The organism is Phenylobacterium sp. (assembly GCF_046590535.1).
GTDB lineage: Bacteria > Pseudomonadota > Alphaproteobacteria > Caulobacterales > Caulobacteraceae > Phenylobacterium.
On record NZ_JBKJTG010000136.1, the window covers coordinates 1 to 22,783 of the forward strand.

The following is a 22,783-nucleotide window of genomic DNA, read 5'->3' on the forward strand; positions in this document are numbered from 1 at the left end:
CGGCATGCGGGAGCTGGCCTCCAAGAAGTCGTTCTGGGCCATGGCCGTGGCCGCCACCATCGCAGCCTTCTGCGGCTATGGAATCGGCTCCTTCCAGTCGCTGTTCCTCAACCGCACCTTCGGCCTGTCGGCCGGCGACGCGGCGGTGATGATCAACACACCAGTGGGGATCGCCTCGGCCGTGGGCACGCTCGCCACTGGCTGGCTGGCGGGAAGGATGGCCGCCCGCCATCCCACCGCCATCGCCTGGCTGCCGGCCATCGGCCTGACGCTCAGCGTGCCGTTCTATCTGCTGGCGTTCAGCACCACCAACCTGTGGATCTGCCTGGGGGCGCTCTGCATCGGCGGCGCCATCAAGTACGGCTACCTCGCCGCCCAGTACACCATCGGCCAGGGCGTGGTGTCGGCCCAGGTGCGGGCCACCGCCACCGCCATCCTGCTGTTCATCGTCAACCTGCTGGGCTACGGGCTCGGCCCGCTATTCATCGGCGCGCTCAGCGACTTCCTCTTCGCCGCGCAGGTGGCCGACCTGGGCGCCCTCGACCTGACCCGCAAGGCCTGCGAAGGCGCCGCCCGTGCGGCCCTGGCCGCCGCCCAGCAAGACATCTGCGCCATCGCCCACCCGCAGAGCCTGCAGCGCTCCATGCTGATCACCTCCACCTTCTACGTGGTGGGCGGCCTGTTTTTCCTGATCACCTGCCGCTGGCTCAAGCGCGACCTGGTCTCGAAGTAGGCCGCGGCGCAGAGTCCCGCTACAACCCCGCCCATGAGCGCCGCACCCGCCAAGACCCTCGCCCAGTCCGCCGCCGAGTACGGCCTGAAGCCCGAGGAATACGACCTCATCGTGCTGCGCCTGAACCGCGAGCCAAACCTCGTGGAGTTGGGGGTCTTTTCGGTGATGTGGTCGGAGCATTGCTCCTACAAGTCGTCGCGCAAGCACCTGGCCAAGTTCCCCACCAAGGGCCCCCGGGTCATCCAGGGCCCGGGCGAGAACGCCGGCGTTGTGGACATCGGCGACGGCCAGGCCTGCGTCTTCAAGATGGAGAGCCACAACCACCCCTCCTACATCGAGCCCTACCAGGGCGCGGCCACCGGCGTGGGCGGGATCATGCGCGACGTCTTCACCATGGGCGCGCGGCCCATAGCCCTCCTCAACGCCCTGCGCTTCGGCGACCCCAGCCATCCCAAGACCAAGCGCCTGGTCTCCGGCGTGGTCTCCGGCATCGGTGGCTACGGCAACTGCGTGGGCGTGCCCACGGTGGGCGGCGAGACCAACTTCCACCGCGGCTACGACGGCAACATCCTGGTCAACGCCATGTGCGTGGGGCTGGCCGACGCGGACAAGATCTTCTATTCCGCCGCCCCCGCCGCCGGCCTGCCTGTCGTCTACTTCGGCTCCAAGACCGGCCGCGACGGCATCCATGGCGCGACCATGGCCTCGGCCGAGTTCGACGACGCCTCCGACGAGAAGCGCCCCACCGTCCAGGTGGGCGACCCCTTCGCCGAGAAGCTCCTCATCGAGGCTACCCTTGAGCTGATGGCGTCCGGCGCTGTGGCCGCCATCCAGGACATGGGCGCGGCGGGCCTCACCTCGTCGGCCGTGGAGATGGCCGGCAAGGGCAGCGTCGGCATCGAGCTCGACCTGGACGCCGTTCCCCAACGCGAGGAGAACATGAGCGCCTATGAGATGATGCTGTCGGAAAGCCAGGAGCGGATGCTGGCCATCCTCAAGCCCGGCCGCGAAGCCGACGGCCAGCGCATCTTCGCCAAGTGGGGCCTGGACGCGGCCACCATCGGGATCACCACCGACACCGGCCGCATCATCCTGAAGCACAAGGGCGAGGTGGTCTGCGACCTGCCGCTGGGCCCGCTCTCCGACGACGCGCCGCTTTACGACCGGCCCTGGGTGGCGCCGACGCCGCAAGCCCGCCTGGCGCCCGCCGAAGTCCCCGCCCCCGCCGACTACGCCGCCGCCATCCTGCAGCTCATGGGCGCCCCCGACATGGCGTCAAAACGCTGGATCTGGGAACAGTACGACCGCCACGTCATGGCCGACACCCTGCAGGATTCAGCCACCGGCGCCGACGCCGCCATCGTGCGCGTCCACGGCACGAGGAAGGCGCTGGCCGTCACCTCCGACGTCACCCCGCGCTACGTCCAGAACGATCCCTATGAGGGCGGCAAGCAGGCGGTGGCCGAGGCCTGGCGCAACCTTACCGCCGTGGGCTCCGACCCCATCGCCATCACCGACAACCTCAATTTCGGCAACCCCGAGCGCCCGGAGATCATGGGCCAGATCGTCCGCGCCATCGACGGCATGGCCGAGGCCTGCCGCGCCCTGGACTTCCCCGTGGTGAGCGGCAACGTCAGCCTCTACAACGAGACCAATGGCGCCGCCATTCCGCCCACCCCCACCGTCGGCGCCGTGGGCCTGCTCACCGATAGCAGCCGCCACGCCGACTTCAGCCACATGCGAGCCGGCGACACCCTGATCCTGCTGGGCGACACAGTGGGCGAACTTGGCGCGTCCATGTACCTGCGCGAGATCCTTGGCCGGGAGGACGGGGCCCCGCCCACCGTCCAGCTGGCCGTGGAGCGCCGGATCGGCGACCTGGTCCGCGGCCTGATCCAGGACGGCCACGCCGCCACCGTCCACGACCTCGCCGACGGCGGCCTGATCGCGTCCGCCGCGGAGATGGCGCTGGCCTCGAAGGTCGGCCTGACGCTGAGCGCACCCACCGAACTGCCCGCCCACGTCTGGCTGTTCGCCGAGGATCAGGCCCGCTACCTGATCGCCACCGCCGACCCGGACACCATCCTCGCCGAGGCGAAGCAGGCCCGGGTTCCCGCCGCCGCCATCGGCCAGGCCGGCGGCGCGACGCTGAGCCTCCCCGGCGTCTTTGAGATCCCTCTCGCCAACCTGCGCCAGGCCCACGAGGGCTGGATGCCGGCCTTCATGGCCTAGCCGCATGATCGGTGAGCGCCCTGCCGCCGCCATCGCCGCCGACCTAGGCGAGTTGGCCCACAAGCCCCACGTCGCCGCCGGCCTGGCGGTGCTGGGCCAGCCGGGCTCTCGCGACGCCATCGCGACGCCGGCCGCCGTCCTCGACCTCGACGCTTTTGACCGCAACGTGGCGCGGATGGGCGAGCGCGCGCGGGCCGCTGGCCTGGTGCTGCGCCCCCACGCCAAGTCCCACAAGTCCGCCGCCCTGGCCCTGCGCCAGATGGCGGCCGGTGCGGTGGGCGTCTGCTGCGCGAAACTGGCGGAGGCCGAGGCCCTTGCCGCCGCCGGTGTCCCCTCCATCCTGGTCACCTCGCCGATCGCCGGCGCAGCCTCTGCCGCCCGCGCCGCGGCGCTCGCCGCCCGCACCACCGACTTCGCCATTGTGGTCGATCACCCCGACGGGGCCCGTGAGCTGGGCGAGGCCGCCGGCGCCCCCATGACCGTGCTCATCGACGTGGACGTGGGCCTGGGCCGCACCGGCGTCGCCAGCCCCGAACAGGCCGCCGCCGTGGTGCGCGCCATCGCCGCCCAGCCCATGCTCCGCCTGCGCGGCGTCCAGGCCTACGGGGGCCAGTGGCAGCACCTTCCGGGCGCCAACGCCCGCGCCGCCGCGGTCGCCGACGGCATGGTCCACCTCAACCGCGTCATCGCCGCGATCCGTGCGGCCGGCGGCGCGGTGGAGGTGGTCACCGGCGGCGGCACCGGAACTTTCCAGGCCGACGCCGCCCAGGGCGTGATGACCGAGCTTCAGCCCGGCTCATACGCCTTCATGGACCGCGATTACCGCGAGGCCCTGGCCGCTGACCCCGACGGCGCCTTTGAACAGAGCCTAGTGGTGCAGGCCCGGGTCATCACCGTCAACCAGGACCGCTGGGTCACCGTGGACGCGGGGCTCAAGGCCTTCGCCACAGACGGCCCACTGCCCCAGCCCCTGACGCCGAAATTCGCCGCCTGCGCCTACCGCTACTTCGGCGACGAGCAGGGCCTGCTGATGCGACCCGAGGGCCAGGAGGTCGCTCGCGGCGAGCGCGTCGACTTTGCCCCGCCGCACATCGACCCCACCCTCGACCGCTACGAACTCATCCACGTGGTCCAAGGCGAGGTGCTGGTGGACATCCTGCGCCTGGAAGCCCGCGGCGCGTCGCAGTAGCCCTGCTGTTGACCTTGGCCGTGGATCGCGCACAATCCCCCCATGGCCAAGCGCAGCCTGTGGCTGCTGATCCGCTGCGCTGACACCGTTGGTGGACGACCTCCTCCCGGGAGCGTCCTGCGGTCGGCCCTTAGCCCGGCGCCGGCGCCCCGTGGCCCACCGTCGCGCCTTCGATGTCGGCGACCTCGGCGTCACGAACGCTTCGGCTGACATTCAACCGGATGAGACACTCAGCTTTCGGGTGTTCTTCGCGATGGGCGAGCAGCACCGGCTGCCAGCTGCCGGCCGCGAGGTTCTCGGTCTGACCGCTATGCAACACGCGCCAGCCTCTTCCGGCCGGCGCGGCGATCACATAGGTCACCCCAACCGGACGCAGGGACGTGTCGCCGTCCATGCGGATGAATCCGTAGGTCTCGCCAGACTTGCCAACGATGTCCACGCGCCTGCTCATGCTTGATTCTCACTCCGCCGGAGCGGCTCTGCGTTCCAATATCCCAAACGCGCGGGCGGCAGGCAGGCTCCATCATGGAGTCGATAATGGGCTGTCGCCGCCCACAAGAATCTGCGGCTCGGCGTCGGTGGCAGGACGAAGGACGGCTCGGCTGGCCTGGGCAGAAAGGGCCCGCGGCGTCCGGTACAGGTCTCCTGTCCCGGACGCCGCGGCCGCCGAACCGTTAAGCTTCTTAGATCGCCTTGAGCTGGCCGGCGGAATCCTTGCCGCTGCGCTGGTCGCGTTCGATCTCGTAAGACACCTTCTGGTTCTCATCGAGCGAGCCGAGGCCTGCCCGCTCAACAGCCGAAATGTGCACGAACACATCGTTGCCGCCGCCATCGGGCTGGATGAAGCCAAAACCCTTGGTGGAGTTGAACCACTTCACTGTGCCGGTAGCCATCTAAAGTCCCTTCAAGTCACGAAGCCTGCTTGGCTCAAGAGCGCGCCTTTTAGCAGCATTGACGGCATATCTGGCAAGCTCTCACGAAACGCCGGCCTCAGACGCCTCGGCAAGGGCGTGCAATCGCGCCTTTGATGGGGCGAGGCCGCGAACAGGGGCGCACCGCATGACCCCGCCCCGAGACCGCCCTCATGGCCCGCTGCCGCGACCCTGTGGGTCGCCCCTGGCTGCGGGGGTGGCGGCTCTAGCCGCCCCCCTGGCCGGTCTCCCTGTCGGCGCTGTGGCGGCTCCCTCGCTGGCCGATACAGCCCTCATGGTGGAGCGCGAGGACAGCTCCGACTACGCGATGACTCCCGGTCTCGGCCGGATAACGGTGATCAATCTTCTCTCCGCGGACCGGCGCAAGCCCCACCTTGCGCAACAATGTGGTGATCCTGCTGACGCCGAAGCGCACCAATGAAGGCTTGGCGAACCGCGCGGCCGAAGACAGCCTCCTGCCCGCCCGCTACGACCGCCGTCTGCTGGTGGCCGTCCAGCCCCTGGCGTGCCGCGAAGCCCCGGAAGCCGACCGCGCAGACGCCCTCGCACGCGGGCTCGCCGGCGACCTGCTGGCCCGCCTGCCGGGTGACGGGCTCGCCCACCCGGTAGCAGGGCCAGACCCGGATGCAGGCTAAGCGCCAGTTCAACAGCCCTGGCGGCCGATCGCCAGGGCGCCCCAGAGGTTCGAGCAATCCCGGCTGATGCTGGTGCTTCCGCCCCATCCTGGCCGACCCGGCTGGCGCAGTGCCGCCCCTAACCCTCCGTCGCCCGGCTCAGCATCTCCAGGGCCGCCGCGGCGAAGGCGGTCATGTTGGCCGCCCGGTCGCTCTCGCCGGTCTCGATGGTCAGAGCCATCTCAACGGGCCCCGCCAGCGCGATGCAGGTATGACCCGCCGCATCCCCATAGCCATTGCCGGTGGGTCCCGCGGCGCCCGTTTCCGACAGGCCCCAGGTGGCGCCGAATCGCTCGCGGGCGGTGCGCGCCAGCAGTAGGGCATAGGGCTCGCTGGCCGAGCGCATCCCGGCCACCGCCTCCCGGGGCAGGTCCATCAGCACCATGCGCGCCTTGCCGGTGTAGACCACCGCGCCGCCCAGGAAATAGGCCGAGGCGCCGGGCACGCCCAGGAGCGCCGCGGAAATCAGGCCGCCGGATGAGCTTTCCGCCACCGCCACGGTCTCCCCGCGCGCCTTCAGCCGTTCGCCGAGTTGGGCCGCCAGTCCATCCAGATCGCGCAAGGGGGTCGTTCCTTTTTCTTGGCCTGCGGAGGCATCAGCGCCCATGATGGCGGCCAATTGCAGAAGACGCCATTTCAAGGGAGGAAATTTCCATGGATGCCCAATCCCAGTGGACGGGCCTGGACGCCGCGCGGCTGGAGCGCATCGGCGCCCACCTGGAGCGCAACTACATCGCCAACGGCAAGATCGCCGGCTGCCAGGTGAGCGTCGCGCGCCATGGCCACATGGCCTACCAGAAGTCCTTCGGCCTGATGGATATAGAGCGAGGCAAGCCCACCGCTGACGACACCATCTACCGCATCTATTCCATGACCAAGCCGATCACCTCGGTGGCCCTGATGACGCTCTATGAGCAGGGCTACTTCCAGCTCAACGATCCGGTCAGCCGCTATGTCCCGTCGTGGAAGGCCCACCGGGTGTGGGTCTCGGGCGAAGGCGCCGACATGGTCACCGAGGCGCCTGCCCGCCCGGTCAGCTTCCGCGACGTGCTCTCCCACACCGCCGGCCTTACCTACGGCGGCGGACTGCCCGGCGTCGGCATCCAGCACCCCATCGACGAGATCTACCGGGGCCTGAAGATCCGCTCGGCCGGGACCCGCGACACCATGGTCGAGTTCATGGACAAGCTCTCCCAGGTGCCGCTCCGCTACCAGCCGGGGACGGCCTGGATGTATTCGCTCGCCACCGACGTCTGCGGTGCGCTCGTGGAGATCATCTCCGGCAAGCCCCTGGACCAGTACCTGGACGAGGTCATCTTCGGCCCGCTAGGCATGAAGGACACCAGCTTCTTCGTAGCCCCGGACAAGGTCGACCGCTTCGCCGCCAACTACCAGCGTGGCGCCGACAAGAAGCTCAAGCTGATCGACGATCCCGCGACCAGCGACTTCACCCGCGACCCGGCTTTCAAGTCCGGCGGCGGCGGGCTCACCGGGACCAGCGCCGACTACCTGCGGTTCTGCGAAATGCTGCGCCGGGGCGGCGAGCTTGACGGCCACCGGGTGCTGGGGCCACGCACCCTCGAAGTGATGCACATGAACCATCTGCCCGGGAACAAGGACCTAACGCAGCTGGCGCTCGGCACGTTCTCGGAGACCGCCAACGAGGGCGTGGGCTTCGGCCTGGGCTTCGCCACGACGCTCGGCCAGGTGGAGACCGGCGCCCCGGGGGTCGGCGACTACTACTGGGGCGGCGCCGCCTCGACGATCTTCTGGGTGGACCCCAGGGAGGACCTCTGCCTGGTGTTCATGACCCAGCTGATGCCGTCCGGCACGTTCAACTTCCGCGGCCAGCTAAAGAGCATCGTCTATTCGTCGATCATCGACTAAGACCCGCCCATGCCCATGCCTGTGGAAGCCTTGGAAGCCTGCCTGCGCGAAGGCTTCCCCGACGCGACGATCGAGATCGAGGACCTGGCCGGCGACGGCGACCACTACAAGGCCCGCATCGTCTCGGTCGCCTTCGCGGGCCTGCCCAGGGTGCGCCAGCACCAGCTGGTCTACGCCGCCTTGAAGGGCAGGATGGGCGGCGAACTGCACGCCCTGGCGCTGGAAACCTCGACGCCGGCGGCTTGACCCTGGGGGTCGCGCTCCCTAGCTCTTGGCTCACGAGATTCCGCCGAAAGGGCGAACCATGACCGATACCGCCACAGCCAATCCCGCCCACGACTTCATCGCCAAGACCGTGGGCGACCACCTGGTGGTGCTGTTCATGAAGGGCGTGCCCGAGCAACCCCGCTGCGGCTTCTCCGCCCAGGTGGTCCAGATCCTCGATCACCTCGGGGCCGATTTCGTGGGTGTCGACGTGCTCCAGGACGAGATGCTGCGCGACGGGGTGAAGACCTATTCCGACTGGCCGACCATCCCGCAGCTCTACGTGAAGGGCGAGTTCGTCGGCGGCTGCGACATCGTGCGCGAGATGTTCCAGGCGGGCGAGCTGAAGACCTTCCTGGCCGAACAGGGCGTGCTCGACGCGTGAGCCGGCTGCTCGAACCGCCTGAGGGCCGCCAAGTCTTCGCGCTGAGCTTCGAGCCGCAACCGGGCGACATCGACGAGAACGGCCATGTGAACAACGTGGTCTACCTGCGCTGGGCGCAGGATCTGGGCACCGCCCATTGGCGCAGCTTGGCGCCGCCGGAGGAACAGGCTCTCTGGGCCTGGATCGCGCTCCGCCACGAGGTTGACTACCGCCGCGCGCTGCTGCCCCACGAGACACCCACGGCCGGACCTGGGTGGCGGATGCGTCCGATGGCCCGCGCTTCATCCGCATCGATGCGGCCGATGGCGTCATGTGCGCCCAGGTCCGCACCACCTGGTGCCTCATCGAGCACGCCACCGGCCGCCCCCGGCGCGTGCCCCCCTGGATCGGTGAGACGTTCGGCTAGCTGCCCGGCCCGGTCCAGGCGATCAGGGGATTGAGCAGGAACACCGGCGTGCGCGGCGGCACGCCAAGCTCAGCCCAGGTGAAGGCGAGTTCGGTCTTGCCCATGGCGAAGGCCTGGCAGCTGTCCAGCCGCCGGCGACCGAACGACAGCGTCACCGCTTCGCCCCGGCGCTCCAGGTAGAAGGCGAAGTCGGCCTTAGCGGTGCAGCCGTTGGACGCCACCTGGATGGTCAGCGCCTCGCGCCCCGCGATCGCGGCGTACAGCGGCTCCAGCTCGGCTAGCGCCTGACCCGGCGCCACCACCCTCGGCGGCCCGGTGGCGCAGCCGGTCAGCACCAGAGCGGCCAAGACGAAGACCCTGCGATTCATGGGGCCCACTGCGCCACAGGACCACGCAAAGCAAAAGGCCCCGGATCGCTCCGGGGCCTTCGCAAATCTCAGAGACCTCGGCGTCGGATCAGGACGCGTAGAACTCGATGACCAGATTGGGTTCCATTTTCACCGGATAGGGCACTTCGGCCAGCTCCGGCATGCGGATGTACTTGGCGGCCATGCCCTTGGTGTCGACTTCGACGTAGTCCGGCGTGTCGCGTTCCGGCGACTGCAGGGCTTCCAGCACGAGGGCCATGTTGCGCGAACGCTCGCGCACCGAGACCACGTCGCCCGGCTTCACGCGGTACGACGGGATGTTCACCCGCTTGCCGTTCACCAGCACGTGGCCGTGGTTGACGAACTGGCGCGCCGCGAACGGGGTCGGCACGAACTTGGCGCGATAGACGATGGCGTCCAGGCGCGATTCCAGCAGCGCGATCAGGTTCTCGGAGGTATTGCCCTTGCGGCGGGCGGCCTCTTCGTAAATCCGGCTGAACTGCTTCTCGGTGAGGTTGCCGTAGTAGCCCTTAAGCTTCTGCTTGGCGCGCAGCTGCAGGCCGAAGTCGGAGACCTTCTGCTTGCGGCGCTGGCCGTGCTGGCCGGGGCCGTAGGAACGCTTGTTGATCGGGGACTTCGGACGACCCCAGATGTTTTCGCCCATCCGGCGGTCGAGTTTGTACTTGGCGCTGTGGCGCTTGGACATTCGTATCTCTTCAGTTCGACCCGAGCCGGCGCCTCTGAAAGTAGAGGTGCGATCGCAACGGCGGCCTTCGCGTCACCCGTCATAGCTCCGCGACCGCACGGCAAGCCGGCGGCGAGGAAGAGGCGGTGTATGCCGTCCGACCCCTTGCGAGTCAAGGTCAGGCCCCGGTGATGGCTGGCAGCCGGTAGCCGCCCTCCAGCAGCTCCGGCTTCGGCAGGTAAGCCCGCATGAAGAGGGCGAAGGCCCCGCCCGGGGCCGGCAGCCAGTTGGCCTCGCGATCGGGACCTGGGGTCTCGTGGCCCATCCAGATGTCCAGCGAACCGTCGGCGTTGCGCGCCAGGCCGGCCGTACGGTCGCCGATGGCGTAGCGGTTCAGCGGGTTGTCGGTGAAGAAGTACTGCCCGTCCTCCGTCGCCTCGTAGAGGCTCAGCGACCAGAACGCGTTGACTGGCGGATGGCCATCGGCCGGGAAGTGCAGGCGCCACGCCCGGGTTCCGTCGAACAACTCGCCCGGCAGGTGGCCCTCGGCGCGCATGTAGATGGCCTCGGCGGGGGGCAGGGCCGCCAGACCGGAGAGCGCCACCGCGGCTCGGTAGTGGTAGTCCTGGTCGAAGTCGCCCAACCGGGCGCTGGGGTAGGACCAGCCCTGGACGAACGCCGCCCCGCCCAGGCCGCCGATGCGGGCCGCGGCGTTGGCCTCAGCGACGCCCGCCTCGATCTCGGCGATCTGGCCAGCGGAAAACCGCGATGGATCGAACCCCTCCTGCAGCCCCAGAGCCGCGATGCGACGGAGCAAACCCACGTCCATGGCCGGCGGCGGGTTGGCGGCCATCAGGGCGGCGGCGCTGGCGAAGTACTCCGCCCAGGGCGCGCTTCGGCCGGCGAAAGGTCCGGGCGCCGGGGTCTCCGGCCCCTGCATGGAGAGGCCAGCCTGCGCCTCACGAGCGGCCTCCAGGTCGTGCGGGCCGTCCACCAGGATCCGGGCCAGGGCCCAGACGTGGTCGGTGGGCGCGCGCACCAGGTTCGGCCCGTCCGCCGCCGCGTTCCGTCCCACCAGCCGGAAGCTCCCGCCGTCGGGGCCGGTGGTGCGGGTCCCCAGAATGGCGAAGTTGTTGGTGTAGGCGTCCATCAGGGCCAGCGAGAAGTACCGCCCGCCCGCCGCCGGCAGGGTGATGGTCACCGGCCCAGCGGAGAGATCCACCTGAGCCGTGGAGTAGAGGGTGTCGTTGTTAGGCGTGGTCACCGCGCGGTGCCGATGGTTGGCGAGCGAGCGCACATGGGTGAAGGCGTTCATCCCGTGGCCCAGGGCCTGTCCCCTCGCCCGGGTGGTGGCGATCTCGATCAGCGGCAGGGCGTAGAGCCACGCCTCACGTGACGAATCCTTGAGTTGGGTCATACCTTCTCTCCTCGATTCACGCGCACTGAGACGCCCGCGGCGGCTTCGCCGGCCTGCGCCCACCACCTCCGGATCAGGTCGCCCGCGTCGCCGGGTCCGGCCAGGGCCACCGCCTGCCCCGCCCAGACGGACATCATCTGCGCATCGCCGGCCGCCTCGGCGGCGGCCCGCAACGGACCCGTCAGGCGGTTCTGCACCGGATAGGCCGGAACTGCGTCCTCAAGCGGCCGCATCTCACGCATGAAACGGTTCTCCAGGCCCCGGGCGTGGCGGCCGGTAAAGGCGCGGGTCAACCGGGTGGGATCGTCCGGCGCCGCCGCGATGGCCTCGCGCCATGCCGCGCTGGTCGCCGCCTGGTCGGACAGCAGGAAGGCCGTGCCCATCTGGACGGCGTTCGCGCCCAGGGCCAGCGCCGCGGCCACGCCGCGCCCATCCATGATCCCGCCGGCGGCGATCAGCGGAAGGTCCACGGCGTCGCGCACCGTAGCCACGAGCGCCAGGGTTCCCACCAGGCTCGCCTCGGTTTCGGCCAGGAAATTCCCGCGGTGCCCGCCGGCTTCAAACCCCTGGGCGCAGATTCCATCGGCGCCGACCTCGGCCCAGGCTCTCGCCTCGGCCACGGTGTTGGCCGTCCCGACGACATAGCTGCCCGCCGCGTGCAGGGCCTCCACCTGCGCCCGGTCGATCAGGTCGAAGGCGAACGACGCCACTGGCGGGGGCGCCCGCGTCAGCGCCGCAAGCTGCGCCTGGAAATCGTGCGCGAACCTGTTCGGCGCGGCGGGAAGCGGGGCGCCGGCCTGCGCATACCAGGGCGCCAGTCTGGCCAGCGCGGCCGCCACAACCCCCGCATCGGGGGTATCGGATGGCGCCACCAGCAGGTTGACGGCGAATGGCCGGCTGGTCTCGCGCTTCAGGGCCGCGACGCCCGCCTCGATCTCCTCGGGCGTGAGGCCCGCCGCCGCCAGGGACCCCAGGCCGCCCGCCTGGCTCACCGCCAGGGCGATCGCCCCGGTGGTGGCCCCGGCCATGGGCGCCTGGATGATCGGAATCGGCAGGCCGTCCAGCAGAGCGGCCAGGCTCATGCGCCCTCCTCCCGCGCCGCCTTCTCGCGGGCGATCTTCTCCAGCACCCGGCCGCGGCCGCGGCTGAGCGCGGTGACCACGCCGCGGAATGTGCGCACCTCCTGCTCGGAGAGCCGGGCGCGGCCCAGGGCCGAGCGCAGGTTCTGCACCATCGAGGGCGTCTTCTCGGGCGGATGGAAGAAGCCGGCGGTCTCCAGCTCACGCTCGAGGTGCTGGTAGAGGCCCATCAGCGCCGCGCCGTCGGCCGGCTCCGGACCCTCCCGGAACTGCGGCGGCGGCGCATCCGCGACGGCGGTGCGCCACTCATAGACGGTGAGCGCAACAGCCTGGGCCAGGTTCAGCGAGTGGAACCGCGGATCGACCGGAATGGTGATCACCGCCTGGCAGAGCGCCACGTCCGCGGTCTCCAGTCCCGCCCGCTCGCCCCCGAACAGCAGGCCCACCCTCTGGCCCTCGCCAAGCGCCGTAACCACCTCCCCCGCCGCCCGCCGGGGCGTCAGAACGGGAAGCTGCAGCTCGCGCGGCCGGGCGGTGGTGGCGAACACCAGGTGCAGGTCGGCGATGGCGTCGGCGGGGCTCTCGAACACCTGCGCGGCATTCAGCGGCCAGTCGGCGCCGGAGGCCGAGGCCCAGGCCCGCTCCTGGGGCCAGCCGTCGCGCGGATTGACCAAGCGCAGGTCCGCCAAGCCGAAGTTGGCCATGACGCGGGCCACCGCGCCGATATTCTGCGCCAACTGCGGGGCGTTCAGTATAACGACAGGTGCTCTGAGGGACGCTTCGGCCATGCCCCGTTTACAGTCGTCTAGCCGCCCGAACGCAACCCTTCAGCGCCGAAGTGTGCTGGCGGCCGCCGCCGGATTGGCGCTTTCCGCCTGCTCGGAGCCCATGCTGAGGACCGCTTCGACCACGCCGCCCCTGGACGGCGCGGCGCTCAATGAGGCCATGCAGGCTTTCGCCGCGCGGGCGCGGCCCGCCCAGCTGGGGCTGGGCCTGACCAACCTGGAGAGCGGCGAGCACTGGACTCTGAACGGCGACCGCCGGTTCCCCATGCAGAGCGTCTTCAAGCTGGCCCTGGGCGCCGCGGCGCTCGCCGAGGTGGACGCGCGGCGCCTCACCCTCGACCGGCCCTTCGTGCTGGAAGAGGAACAGCTCTCGCCGCAGCACTCGCCGATCGCCGCGGCCTGGCCCGGCCGGCGCGACTACACCGCCCGCGAGCTGCTGGTGGCCGCGGTCAGCGACAGCGACAACACCGCCGCCGACGTCCTGATGAAGCATATCGGCGGCCCCGGCGCGGTCACCGCCTGGCTGCAGGGCCGCAAGATCAACGAGATCCGCATCGACCGCTACGAGCGCGAAATGCAGCCGGAGGTCTATGGCATGGCCTCGTTCCGGGCGGCCTGGCGCTCTCCGGCGGGGTTCGCCGCGGCCCGGGCGGCCGTTCCCCCGGCGCAGCGGATGGCAGCCGCGCGCGCCTACATGGCCGATCCGCGCGACACCGCCACCCCGCGCAACATGCTGGATTTCCTCACCCTTCTGAACGCCGGTGAGTTGATTTCTCCAGTCTCCACCCGCCTGTTGCTGCAGATCCTCACGGACACACAGCGGGGGGCGGACCGGTTGAAGGCAGGCTTCCCGAACGGCACGACCTTCGCTCACAAGGTCGGCACATCCGGGACGGACCAGGGGTTGAACACCGCCTTCAACGACGTTGGCATCTTCACCCTGCCAGACAAGCGCAGCTACGCCGTGGCGCTGTTCATGAGCGGCTCGACCCTGGACGAGAACGCCCGCTCGGCGCTGTTCGCCGACATCGGCCAGGCGCTGGCCAGCAGCGTCGGCTGAAAGGCGCGCCAAGTCGCCGCCTGCAGCCTTTGCGTTGCGTCCAGCGGCGGCTATACGGCCCCCCAAACCAAAGTTCGCCTCGGAGCGCCGCGCCCTCATGGCCAAGATCAAAGTCGCCAACCCTGTCGTCGATCTCGACGGGGACGAGATGACCCGGATCATCTGGAAGATGATCAAGGACAAGCTGATCTTCCCGTTCCTGGACCTAGAGATCGACTACTACGACCTGGGCATGGAGCACCGCGACGCCACCGACGACAAGGTGACGGTGGAGGCGGCGGAGGCCATCAAGCGCCACGGCGTCGGCATCAAGTGCGCCACCATCACGCCGGACGAGGCGCGGGTGAAGGAATTCAAGCTCAAGAAGATGTGGAAGTCGCCCAACGGGACGATCCGCAACATCCTGGGCGGCGTGGTGTTCCGCGAGCCGATCATCTGCAAGAACGTGCCCAGGCTGATCCCCGGCTGGACCCAGCCGATCATCATCGGCCGCCACGCCTTCGGCGACCAGTACCGGGCCACCGACTTCCTGGTGCCGGGTCCGGGCAAGCTGACCATCACCTGGGAAGGTAAGGACGGCCAGAAGATCGAGCACGAGGTGTTCGACTACCCGAGCGCTGGCGTGGCGATGGCCATGTACAACCTCGACGACTCGATCCGCGACTTCGCCCGCGCATGCTTCGGCTATGCGTTGAACCGCAAGTACCCGCTTTACCTGTCCACCAAGAACACCATCCTCAAGGCTTACGATGGGCGCTTCAAGGACATCTTCCAGGAGATCTTCGAAGCTGATTACGCGGCCAAGTTCAAGGAGGCGGGCCTCACCTACGAGCACCGCCTAATCGACGACATGGTGGCCTCGTCGTTGAAGTGGTCGGGCGCGTTCATATGGGCCTGCAAGAATTACGACGGGGACGTTCAGTCCGACCAGGTGGCCCAGGGCTTTGGGTCGCTGGGCCTGATGACCTCGGTGCTGATCACCCCGGACGGCAAGATCATGGAGGCCGAGGCCGCCCACGGCACAGTCACCCGCCACTTCCGCCAGCATCAGCGCGGCGAGAGCACATCCACCAACTCTATCGCCTCGATCTTCGCCTGGACGCAGGGCCTGAAGCACCGCGCCAAGCTGGACGGCAACGCCGAGCTGGATCGGTTCACCACCATTCTCGAGCAGGTCTGTGTAGCCACCGTGGAGAGCGGCTCCATGACCAAGGACCTGGCGCTGCTGGTGGGCGACACCCAGGGGTGGCTGACCACCGAGGGCTTCATCGACAAGGTCGCGGCAAACCTGGAGAAGGCGCTGGCCGCCTAGGCGCCAGCCCGGGCCGTCGCGCGTTAGGCTCACATGCGCCGCGCGCCTCTGATCTTCCTGCTGCTCGTGACCGCGGCGGCGCTGACCCTGGTCAGCGCGCCGTGGTTCGCCTTCCGCGCGGTTCAGTCGGCGGCCCGCGACGGCGACGTGCAGGCCCTGGCCGAGCTGATCGACTATCCCGCCGTCCGCGCCGGCCTGCGCACCGGGGCGAGTCCGGAGAGCGTCGGCCCGGCCCCCGATGTCTGGCGCGACCCCATGGGCGCCATGCGCCGCGCTCTGATCCCCCAGCCCCCCGCGCCGCCCTCCATGGAGCGCCACCTGACGCCACAAGGCCTAGCGGCGATCACCGGGCCGCCCGGCCTCTTCCCCACCGTGCGTCACTGGGGCCCCAACCGGGTGCGTTTCGCGCATACCTCCGAGGAGGGCGAGAGCCGCTTTACGTTCCAGCGCCGGGGCGTGCTGCGCTGGCAGCTGGTGCACGTGGGCGTGCCGCCAGTCTCGGCCACGTTCCGCTAGTAGTTCTTTCTTTGTTCTACAACCGCGCTCGCCTGGGCGCGGACAGGGAGGGCGACCAGGTGGCGCAGGCCTGCCGCCGAAGAAGGGGTGGTCCGGCGTTCCCTCCCACCTAACGGCTGACCGCAGCCTTGGCTGCCGCCAGGCCATCGTCAGCCGCAGAGGCGTTGGGAGCTCCACCCTGGGCGAAGTCTGGACGCCCACCGGCCCCCTGGCCGCCCATCGCCTTGACCGCAGACTGGGCGATATTGACAGCATTGTTTGACGCCTGCGCCGAGCCGGTGACGGCGACCGTTACGGCCGCTTTCCCATCGGCGGTCCCAATCAGCAGAATCACCCCGTCAGGCAACTGCTTCTTGAATTCCTCGGCGATGGGCCGCAGATCCTTGCCGCCGACCCCTTCCATGACCCGAGCCATGACCATTACGCCGGCGACGTCCTCCGGCCCTGTCGGCGCCGCCCCGCCCCCGCCGCCCATGGCCAGCTGGCGCTTGGCGTCGGCCAGCTCCCTCTCCAGCTTGCGGCGCTGGGCCTCCAGCGCTTCCACCCGCGCGGCGACCTCGCTCACGGGCGCCTTGAACTGGTCGGCGAGCGCCTTGGCGACCCCGGCCTGGTCCAGCAGCCAGCGGCGGGCGGCCTCGCCGGTGAGGGCCTCGATGCGGCGCACACCGGCGGCGATCCCCTGTTCGGCGACGATCTTGAAGAGCGCGATGTCGCCGGTCCGCGACACATGGGTGCCGCCGCACAGCTCCACCGAATAGGGCCGCTCCCCGCCCAGCTCGCGACCCAGCGTCAGGACGCGGACACTGTCGCCGTACTTCTCACCGAACAGAGCCATGGCGCCGGCCTCAATCGCCTGGGCGGGCGCCATCAGCTCCGTCGCCGCAGCCAGGTTCTGCCGCACCACGGCGTTCACCTCGGCCTCGATGCGGTCGATCTCGTCGGCCGTCACCGGCTGGCCGTGGCTGAAGTCGAAGCGGATGCGCTCGCCGTCGACCATCTGGCCCTTCTGGGTCACATGGCCGCCCAGGACGTTGCGGAGCGCCGCGTGCAGCAGGTGGGTGGCCGAATGATTGGAGCGGGTGGCCGTGCGGCGTTCGGCGTCCACCTCCAGGCGGACCTGCTGACCGGGGGCGAGCACGCCTTCGACGATCTCAAGCTCATGGACGTGCAGGTCGCCGGCGTGCTTCTGCACGTCCAGCACCCGCGCCCGGCCGCCGTCCCATTCGACCTCCCCCTGGTCGCCGGCCTGGCCGCCGCTCTCGGCGTAGAACGGGGTGCGGTCGAACAGCGCCTGGACCTTGGCGCCGGTCAACGCCGCATCCACCTCACGGGCGTCCTCCACCAGCACCAGCACCTTGGCGGAGATCTCGCCGTCCTCGTAGCCGGTAAAGACGGTGGGACCCAGCCGCTCGCGAATGGCGAACCACTCTCCGGCCGCCGCCACCTGGCCCGATCCGCTCCAGGCCTCGCGGGCCTGCTCGCGCTGACGGGCCATGGCGGTGTCGAACCCATTCAGGTCGACGCTCAGGCCCCGAGCACGGATCGCGTCCTGGGTCAGGTCCAGCGGAAAGCCATAGGTGTCGTAGAGCTTGAAGGCGGTCTCGCCGGACAGAACGTCGCCGTCCTTGAGGCCCGCCGTCGCCTCCTCCAGCAGCGACATGCCGCGCCCCAGGGTGCGGCGGAACCGCTCCTCCTCCTGGCGAAGAGTGTCGACGATGGCGGCTTCGGCACGGCGCAGCTCCGGATACGCCTCGCCCATCTGCTCCACCAGGGTCGGCGCCAGGCGGTGCATCAGCGGGTCGGCGGCGCCCAGCAGGTGGGCGTGGCGCATGGCGCGGCGCATGATCCGGCGCAGCACGTAGCCGCGGCCTTCATTGGACGGCATCACGCCATCGGCGATCAGGAAGCCCGCGGTGCGCAGGTGGTCGGCGATAACCCGGTGCGCCGGGCCGTTGGAGGCGCCCCCCGCCCCGCCCACCAAGTCGCGCGACGCGGTGATCAGGTTGCGGAACAGGTCCACGTCATAGTTGTCATGCACGCCCTGCAGCACCGCGGCGATCCGCTCCAGGCCCATGCCGGTGTCGATGGAGGGCTTGGGCAGGTCCGTGCGCGAGCCGTCCGCGAGCTGCTCGTACTGCATGAACACCAGGTTCCAGATCTCCACGAACCGGTCGCCGTCCTCATCCGGGCTGCCTGGCGGGCCGCCAGCGATGTGGGCGCCGTGGTCGAAGAAGATCTCCGAACAGGGGCCGCAGGGACCGGTGTCGCCCATGGACCAGAAGTTGTCGGCGCTGGCGATGCGGATGATCCGCTCATCCGGCAGGCCGGCGATCTTCTTCCACAGGCGGTGGGCCTCGTCGTCGGTGTGATAGACGGTGACCGTCAGCTTCTCAGGCTTGAGCGCGAACTCATGGGTCAGCAGCTCCCAGGCCAGCGTGATCGCCTGCTCCTTGAAGTAGTCCCCGAAGGAGAAATTTCCCAGCATCTCGAAGAAGGTGTGGTGGCGCGCGGTGTAGCCGACGTTGTCCAGGTCGTTGTGCTTGCCGCCGGCGCGCACCGACTTCTGCGATGAGGTCGCCCGCGGCCAGGGTGGGGTCTCCGCCCCGGTGAAGTAGTTCTTGAACGGCACCATGCCGGCGTTGACGAACAGCAGGGTCGGATCGTTCTGAGGCACCAGCGGCGCCGAGGCGACGACGGCGTGATCGCGGCGCTGGAAGAAGTCCAGGAAGTGGCTGCGGATCTCGTTCAGGGTCGCCATGGCTTTTCAATCAATATCCAGCGGACGCGGGCCTGCCGCGGCGCACAACGAAAGAGCGCCGGTCCCTTTACGAAACTGCGGCGGCTCCGGGCAAAGAAAAAGGACGCCTGGGGAGAGCTCTCCCCAGACGTCCTTGCAGTCTCGTCGTGACGACCGCGCGGGGTTGGCGCGCAGGCGGGTCGGGGTTGGCGGGTGAGCCGCCGACGGTCGCGGTCGCGCTCGACGAGGAAGCCTATTCCTCTGTGTCTTCCGGACCGCCCACCAGAAGTTCCTCCTCGATGGTGGCCTTGGCGCCGCGGACGGCCCTTTCAATCTCATCGGCCATGTCTGGGTTGGCCTTGAGGAACTCGCGCGCGTTGTCGCGGCCCTGGCCGATCCGCTGGCTGGAATAGGAGAACCAGGAGCCGGACTTCTCGATGACGCCGGCCTTAACGCCCAGATCGATGATCTCGCCCAGCTTGGAGATGCCCTGGCCGTACATGATGTCGAACTCGACCTCGCGGAACGGTGGGGCGACCTTGTTCTTGACCACCTTGACCCGGACGTTGTTGCCGACGATCTCGTCGCGCAGCTTCACTGAGCCGGTGCGGCGGATGTCCAGGCGCACCGAGGCGTAGAATTTCAGCGCATTGCCGCCGGTGGTGGTTTCCGGGCTGCCGTACATCACCCCGATCTTCATGCGGATCTGGTTGATGAAGATGACCAAGGTCTGGGTCTTGGAGATCGAGCCGGCCAGCTTGCGTAGCGCCTGGCTCATCAGCCGGGCCTGCAGGCCGGGCAGGCTGTCGCCCATCTCGCCCTCGATCTCGGCCCGGGGCGTCAGCGCCGCGACGCTGTCGATCACGATGATGTCGACGGCGCCCGAGCGGACCAGGGTGTCGGTAATCTCCAGCGCCTGCTCGCCAGTATCCGGCTGCGAGACCAGCAAATCGTCGAGATTGACCCCCAGCTTGTGGGCGTAGGACGGATCGAGCGCGTGCTCGGCGTCCACGAAGGCCGCGGTGCCGCCCAGCTTCTGGACCTCGGCCACCACGTGCAGGGCCAGCGTCGTCTTGCCTGAGGACTCCGGCCCGTAGATCTCCACGATCCGCCCCTTGGGCAGGCCGCCGATCCCCAAGGCCAGGTCCAGGCCCAGCGAGCCGGTGGAGACGGACTCGATCTCGAGGATCTTGCCCTTCCCGCCCAGCTTCATGACCGAGCCCTTGCCGAAGGCCCGGTCGATCTGCGCCAGCGCCGCTTCCAGAGCGCGCTGCTTGTCCCCGTCTTCTCTTGCCACGAGCCTCAACGCTGACTGAGTCATTTCCGAGCCCTCTCTATCCCACGATTCCGCCAACCCGGGCGTCCGGAAGCGCCCGCGCCTCCGAGGACTCATGCGTACCGGGTTTGTTCCAAGTTCGCAAGATGTTCTGTTTTTCTTCGGCCGGGGGATAATGGCACCGCTGGGACTGCCCTTACGATTTGTCATCGGCGGCCCTTTGAATATGTCAGCGGCGCTACGCTAAGTTTCCGAAATCACAGAACAAATGACTGGGCGCGGGAGGATCTCGACAGGGGCTTGGTTTCCCAATTCCATTGCCACCTAAGTGATTGAATTAGCAATGGAGCGCCCCTCCGGTTTCTCAATCCGCCCTCATTGGGAAACCAATTGGACTCCAACCGCATCCTCGTTCACCCCGTCCTGCTGGGCAATTGCGCCCAACTGGAGACAGGTTGCTGTTCGACTGACACCACCTGATGACAACATCAGTGAAGTTTTCGAGCAAATTCGGGCCCCCGCTTTCCCAACGTTCAGGAGTGGGAAAGTGGATTTGAGAAAGCGGCTGAAGCGAGTTCCCTGCGGCGCATTACGTTCGCATTGCGCCAGTTCCGGACATTCCGTCCGCCCTCGCACCCCTCCCAAGCCTGGATCAGAGCGCAGCATCGCGAACGCAGCTTGACCCCAAGCGACTGCATTCTATATGTCGTTCGATATATTGACCGCAAAAAGGGAACTAGCATGATCACTCGAAGCCTTCTCGGCGTGGCCGCCGTCTGCGCGTTCAGCTTCGCCTCCCCCGCCTTCGCGCAAGGTGCGATGGCGAAGGCCGATATCGTCGACACGGCCGTGGCCGCGGGTCAGTTCAACACACTGGCGGCCGCCCTGACCGCCGCCGGCCTGGTGAACACGTTGAAGGGCGCCGGCCCCTTCACGGTTTTCGCACCGACGGACGCCGCCTTCGGGAAGCTGCCCGCCGGCACTGTGGAGACCCTTCTGAAGCCTGAAAACAGGGCCCAGTTGGTCGCGGTGCTGACCTATCACGTGGTCCCCGGGAAGGTGATGAGCTCCGCGCTGGTGGGCAAGGCCACGGAAGCGAAGACCGTGGAAGGCAGGACGGTAAATATCGACGCCCGAATGGGCGGTGTGACGGTCAACGGCGCCAAGGTTGTGGCGGCTGACGTTGCGGCCTCCAACGGCGTCATCCATGTCATCGACACGGTGCTCATCCCGAAATAGAGCCGTCGGCGGTTGCCCCGCGGACCTTCGCCCGTCGGCCAAGCCCGAAGGTCCGGGCCGCCCGTGGGGACGCCGCGCCGCTCTTTCGCCGGCGGCGCGGCGTACGCCGGCAGGAAAGCCGTCGCGGCGATGTCCAAGTGTTCGTCGACGAATGAGAAGGCGCGGCCCCGCGCATTGCCCAGTTCTACCGCTCGCAGTTGTCCAAGCCGACCGGTCGCGCTACGGGGGGTCGTCTGAGGATCGACCGCGTGAGCAGACCCAAGGGAATCAGAGACGCAGACTACGAGGCCAAGCGAAGGGCTTTGCTGCAGAGCATGGCCGTGCGGCTGATGAGCCGCGATGTGGCCAAGCCGAGCATGCGCGACCTCGCCGCCGCGGCGAAGGTCACCGTGCCAACGCTGCATCACTACTTCGGCGGCCGTTCCCAGGTCATAGATGCGATCCTTGAGGAGCAACTGCGCCTCGGCGGTCACGGGCTGGCGGCGCAGCGCAATTCCGACCAACCCTTCAGCGCCTCCGTGCGGGACTACGCGAGTACCCTGGTCCGGGCGCTTGGCGTCGAGCGCGATGTCCGCTTGGGCGACCTCTTCGCCGTCAGCCTAGCCGAGGGAATGGTTGACCCCTCGATCAGCGCATCGACCCTGCGCCACATCCTCGATCCCACCATCGAGACGCTTCGGGCGCGCCTGAGCTACCACATCGCCCGCGGCGAGATGATCGACGCTGATACACGCGCAGCGGCCTTGATGCTGATGTCGCCCCTTTTGCTGGCGTCCCTTCACCAAGACCAGCTTGGCGGCGCGGAGCGAGACCCTATCGCGCTTGCGGCGATGGCTGACGAGATCAGCGCCGCCTTCGTCCGCGCCTTTGCGACCCCTTCGCCGGCGCGCCCTGCGAACAATCCGGAAGCTTCTCCTTTTCAATATATCGATTGATATATAGAAAGCTGTCAGGCCGCGCGGGCGGTCCTTTGGAGCGCCGAGCCCATGTCGCTGGTCAATCTCTTATCGCCGCACGAGTCCGGGTCAGAGCCGCGGCCGACCGCAGCCGAGGCTGAACAGGCCGTGCGTCTGCTGATCGCCTGGGCCGGGGACGATCCGGATCGCGAGGGCCTGCGCGAGACCCCGGCCCGCGTCGTAAGATCGTATGCCGAGCTCTTCGCGGGTTACGACGAGAATCCGCGGCGCCATCTGGCGAGGACGTTTGAGGAAGTCGGCGGTTACGACGACCTGGTGGTGCTGACCGGGATTCGGGTGGTGAGCGTCTGCGAACATCACATGCTCCCGGTGATCGGCGTCGCGCACGTGGGCTACCTGCCGCGCAATCGTGTGGTCGGCATCTCCAAGCTCGCGCGCGTTGTTCAAGGCTATGCCCGCCGCCTGCAAATCCAAGAGAAGCTTACCGCCGATATCGCCGACGCCATTCAAGACGTGCTCGATCCATTGGGCGTCGGCGTGATCATTGAGGCGGAACACAGCTGCATGACCCTGCGCGGCGTCAACAGCACCGGCGCGCGGCTGTCGACCAGCCGTCTGCTTGGATCCCTGCGCGACGACCATCGCCAGCGCGGGGAGTTCCTGCGCGCCTGCCGGGGGGCATGACGGTCC

General features: G+C 68.6%; 22 protein-coding genes and 2 pseudogenes. 14 read left to right on the forward strand and 10 right to left on the reverse strand.

Features of this window, described 5'->3' with window-relative positions:
* From ACLL81_RS08225 to ACLL81_RS08235, 3 genes and pseudogenes are all read left to right on the forward strand, one after another.
* Window positions 1-733: pseudogene (locus tag ACLL81_RS08225) on the forward strand (MFS transporter); the annotation flags it as partial.
* Window positions 734-766: 33 nt separating this feature from the next.
* Window positions 767-2,965, forward strand: coding sequence for a phosphoribosylformylglycinamidine synthase subunit PurL (gene purL, locus ACLL81_RS08230; RefSeq protein WP_411287863.1), 2,199 nt, complete (start codon window positions 767-769; stop codon window positions 2,963-2,965).
* A gap of 4 nt (window positions 2,966-2,969) precedes the next feature.
* Entirely contained in the window at window positions 2,970-4,154 is a 1,185-nt protein-coding gene (locus tag ACLL81_RS08235) for an alanine racemase (protein ID WP_411287864.1), read from the forward strand.
* Window positions 4,155-4,284: 130 nt separating this feature from the next.
* On the opposite strand, the gene ACLL81_RS08240 is transcribed toward ACLL81_RS08235, so the two are convergent.
* Together ACLL81_RS08240 and ACLL81_RS08245 are read right to left on the reverse strand one after the other, a co-directional pair.
* Window positions 4,285-4,605 carry a hypothetical protein gene (locus ACLL81_RS08240; RefSeq protein WP_411287865.1) on the reverse strand — a complete coding sequence of 107 codons (321 nt, stop codon included), beginning with the start codon at window positions 4,603-4,605 and terminating at the stop codon, window positions 4,285-4,287.
* 232 nt (window positions 4,606-4,837) lie between these two features.
* Entirely contained in the window at window positions 4,838-5,047 is a 210-nt protein-coding gene (locus ACLL81_RS08245) for a cold-shock protein (protein ID WP_411287866.1), read from the reverse strand.
* A gap of 413 nt (window positions 5,048-5,460) precedes the next feature.
* Here ACLL81_RS08245 and ACLL81_RS08250 point away from each other — a divergent pair, with 413 nt between their 5' ends.
* A complete protein-coding gene (locus tag ACLL81_RS08250) occupies window positions 5,461-5,721 on the forward strand; it encodes a hypothetical protein (RefSeq protein WP_411287867.1) in 261 nt (86 codons plus the stop codon).
* A gap of 118 nt (window positions 5,722-5,839) precedes the next feature.
* On the opposite strand, the gene ACLL81_RS08255 is transcribed toward ACLL81_RS08250, so the two are convergent.
* The gene (locus ACLL81_RS08255) at window positions 5,840-6,322 is read right to left on the reverse strand and encodes a CinA family protein (RefSeq protein WP_411287868.1); all 483 of its coding nucleotides are present in this window, start codon (window positions 6,320-6,322) and stop codon (window positions 5,840-5,842) included.
* A gap of 92 nt (window positions 6,323-6,414) precedes the next feature.
* Here ACLL81_RS08255 and ACLL81_RS08260 point away from each other — a divergent pair, with 92 nt between their 5' ends.
* From ACLL81_RS08260 to ACLL81_RS08275, 4 genes and pseudogenes are all read left to right on the forward strand, one after another.
* Window positions 6,415-7,647, forward strand: coding sequence for a serine hydrolase domain-containing protein (locus ACLL81_RS08260; protein WP_411287869.1), 1,233 nt, complete (start codon window positions 6,415-6,417; stop codon window positions 7,645-7,647).
* A gap of 9 nt (window positions 7,648-7,656) precedes the next feature.
* Window positions 7,657-7,893 carry a BolA family protein gene (locus ACLL81_RS08265; RefSeq protein WP_411287870.1) on the forward strand — a complete coding sequence of 79 codons (237 nt, stop codon included), beginning with the start codon at window positions 7,657-7,659 and terminating at the stop codon, window positions 7,891-7,893.
* Between the two features lie 58 nt (window positions 7,894-7,951).
* Window positions 7,952-8,296, forward strand: coding sequence for a Grx4 family monothiol glutaredoxin (gene grxD, locus ACLL81_RS08270; RefSeq protein ID WP_411287871.1), 345 nt, complete (start codon window positions 7,952-7,954; stop codon window positions 8,294-8,296).
* Window positions 8,293-8,702: pseudogene (locus ACLL81_RS08275) on the forward strand (acyl-CoA thioesterase). Before grxD ends, ACLL81_RS08275 begins: the two are co-directional and overlap by 4 nt.
* Here ACLL81_RS08275 and ACLL81_RS08280 read toward each other — a convergent pair.
* The 5 genes from ACLL81_RS08280 to ACLL81_RS08300 form a co-directional block, all read right to left on the reverse strand.
* Window positions 8,699-9,070: a hypothetical protein gene (locus ACLL81_RS08280; protein WP_411287872.1), complete on the reverse strand. Its 372-nt coding sequence runs from the start codon at window positions 9,068-9,070 to the stop codon at window positions 8,699-8,701. The pseudogene ACLL81_RS08275 and the gene ACLL81_RS08280 overlap by 4 nt on opposite strands.
* Window positions 9,071-9,158: 88 nt before the next feature.
* Window positions 9,159-9,776 (reverse strand): 30S ribosomal protein S4, encoded by a 618-nt coding sequence (gene rpsD / locus ACLL81_RS08285; protein ID WP_411287873.1) that lies wholly within the window; start codon window positions 9,774-9,776, stop codon window positions 9,159-9,161.
* Between the two features lie 157 nt (window positions 9,777-9,933).
* A complete protein-coding gene (locus ACLL81_RS08290; protein ID WP_411287874.1) occupies window positions 9,934-11,172 on the reverse strand; it encodes a DUF1254 domain-containing protein in 1,239 nt (412 codons plus the stop codon).
* Window positions 11,169-12,254 (reverse strand): NAD(P)H-dependent flavin oxidoreductase, encoded by a 1,086-nt coding sequence (locus tag ACLL81_RS08295; RefSeq protein WP_411287875.1) that lies wholly within the window; start codon window positions 12,252-12,254, stop codon window positions 11,169-11,171. The genes ACLL81_RS08290 and ACLL81_RS08295 overlap by 4 nt, the downstream gene beginning before the upstream one ends.
* Entirely contained in the window at window positions 12,251-13,039 is a 789-nt protein-coding gene (locus tag ACLL81_RS08300; protein WP_411287876.1) for an RNA methyltransferase, read from the reverse strand. Before ACLL81_RS08300 ends, ACLL81_RS08295 begins: the two co-directional genes overlap by 4 nt.
* A gap of 100 nt (window positions 13,040-13,139) precedes the next feature.
* Here ACLL81_RS08300 and bla point away from each other — a divergent pair, with 100 nt between their 5' ends.
* The 3 genes from bla to ACLL81_RS08315 all read left to right on the forward strand — a co-directional run bounded on the left by bla (window position 13,140) and on the right by ACLL81_RS08315 (window position 15,924).
* Entirely contained in the window at window positions 13,140-14,096 is a 957-nt protein-coding gene (gene bla / locus ACLL81_RS08305) for a class A beta-lactamase (protein ID WP_411287877.1), read from the forward strand.
* Between the two features lie 97 nt (window positions 14,097-14,193).
* Window positions 14,194-15,408 carry an NADP-dependent isocitrate dehydrogenase gene (locus tag ACLL81_RS08310; RefSeq protein ID WP_411287878.1) on the forward strand — a complete coding sequence of 405 codons (1,215 nt, stop codon included), beginning with the start codon at window positions 14,194-14,196 and terminating at the stop codon, window positions 15,406-15,408.
* 33 nt (window positions 15,409-15,441) lie between these two features.
* Complete coding sequence (locus ACLL81_RS08315; protein WP_411287879.1) at window positions 15,442-15,924, forward strand: DUF2939 domain-containing protein; 483 nt, start codon at window positions 15,442-15,444, stop codon at window positions 15,922-15,924.
* A gap of 109 nt (window positions 15,925-16,033) precedes the next feature.
* Here the strand turns inward: ACLL81_RS08315 and alaS are convergent, their stop codons facing one another.
* A complete protein-coding gene (gene alaS, locus ACLL81_RS08320; RefSeq protein WP_411287880.1) occupies window positions 16,034-18,682 on the reverse strand; it encodes an alanine--tRNA ligase in 2,649 nt (882 codons plus the stop codon).
* A gap of 232 nt (window positions 18,683-18,914) precedes the next feature.
* Window positions 18,915-19,982, reverse strand: a complete 1,068-nt coding sequence (recA, locus tag ACLL81_RS08325; protein WP_411287881.1) for a recombinase RecA — start codon at window positions 19,980-19,982, stop codon at window positions 18,915-18,917.
* Window positions 19,983-20,756: 774 nt separating this feature from the next.
* On the opposite strand from recA, the gene ACLL81_RS08330 reads away from it, so the two are divergent.
* From ACLL81_RS08330 to folE, 3 genes are all read left to right on the forward strand, one after another.
* Window positions 20,757-21,176 (forward strand): fasciclin domain-containing protein, encoded by a 420-nt coding sequence (locus tag ACLL81_RS08330; protein WP_411287904.1) that lies wholly within the window; start codon window positions 20,757-20,759, stop codon window positions 21,174-21,176.
* 314 nt (window positions 21,177-21,490) lie between these two features.
* Complete coding sequence (locus ACLL81_RS08335; protein ID WP_411287882.1) at window positions 21,491-22,111, forward strand: TetR/AcrR family transcriptional regulator; 621 nt, start codon at window positions 21,491-21,493, stop codon at window positions 22,109-22,111.
* Window positions 22,112-22,162: 51 nt separating this feature from the next.
* Window positions 22,163-22,777, forward strand: a complete 615-nt coding sequence (folE, locus tag ACLL81_RS08340) for a GTP cyclohydrolase I FolE (RefSeq protein WP_411287883.1) — start codon at window positions 22,163-22,165, stop codon at window positions 22,775-22,777.
* The last annotated feature ends 6 nt before the right edge of the window (window positions 22,778-22,783 follow it).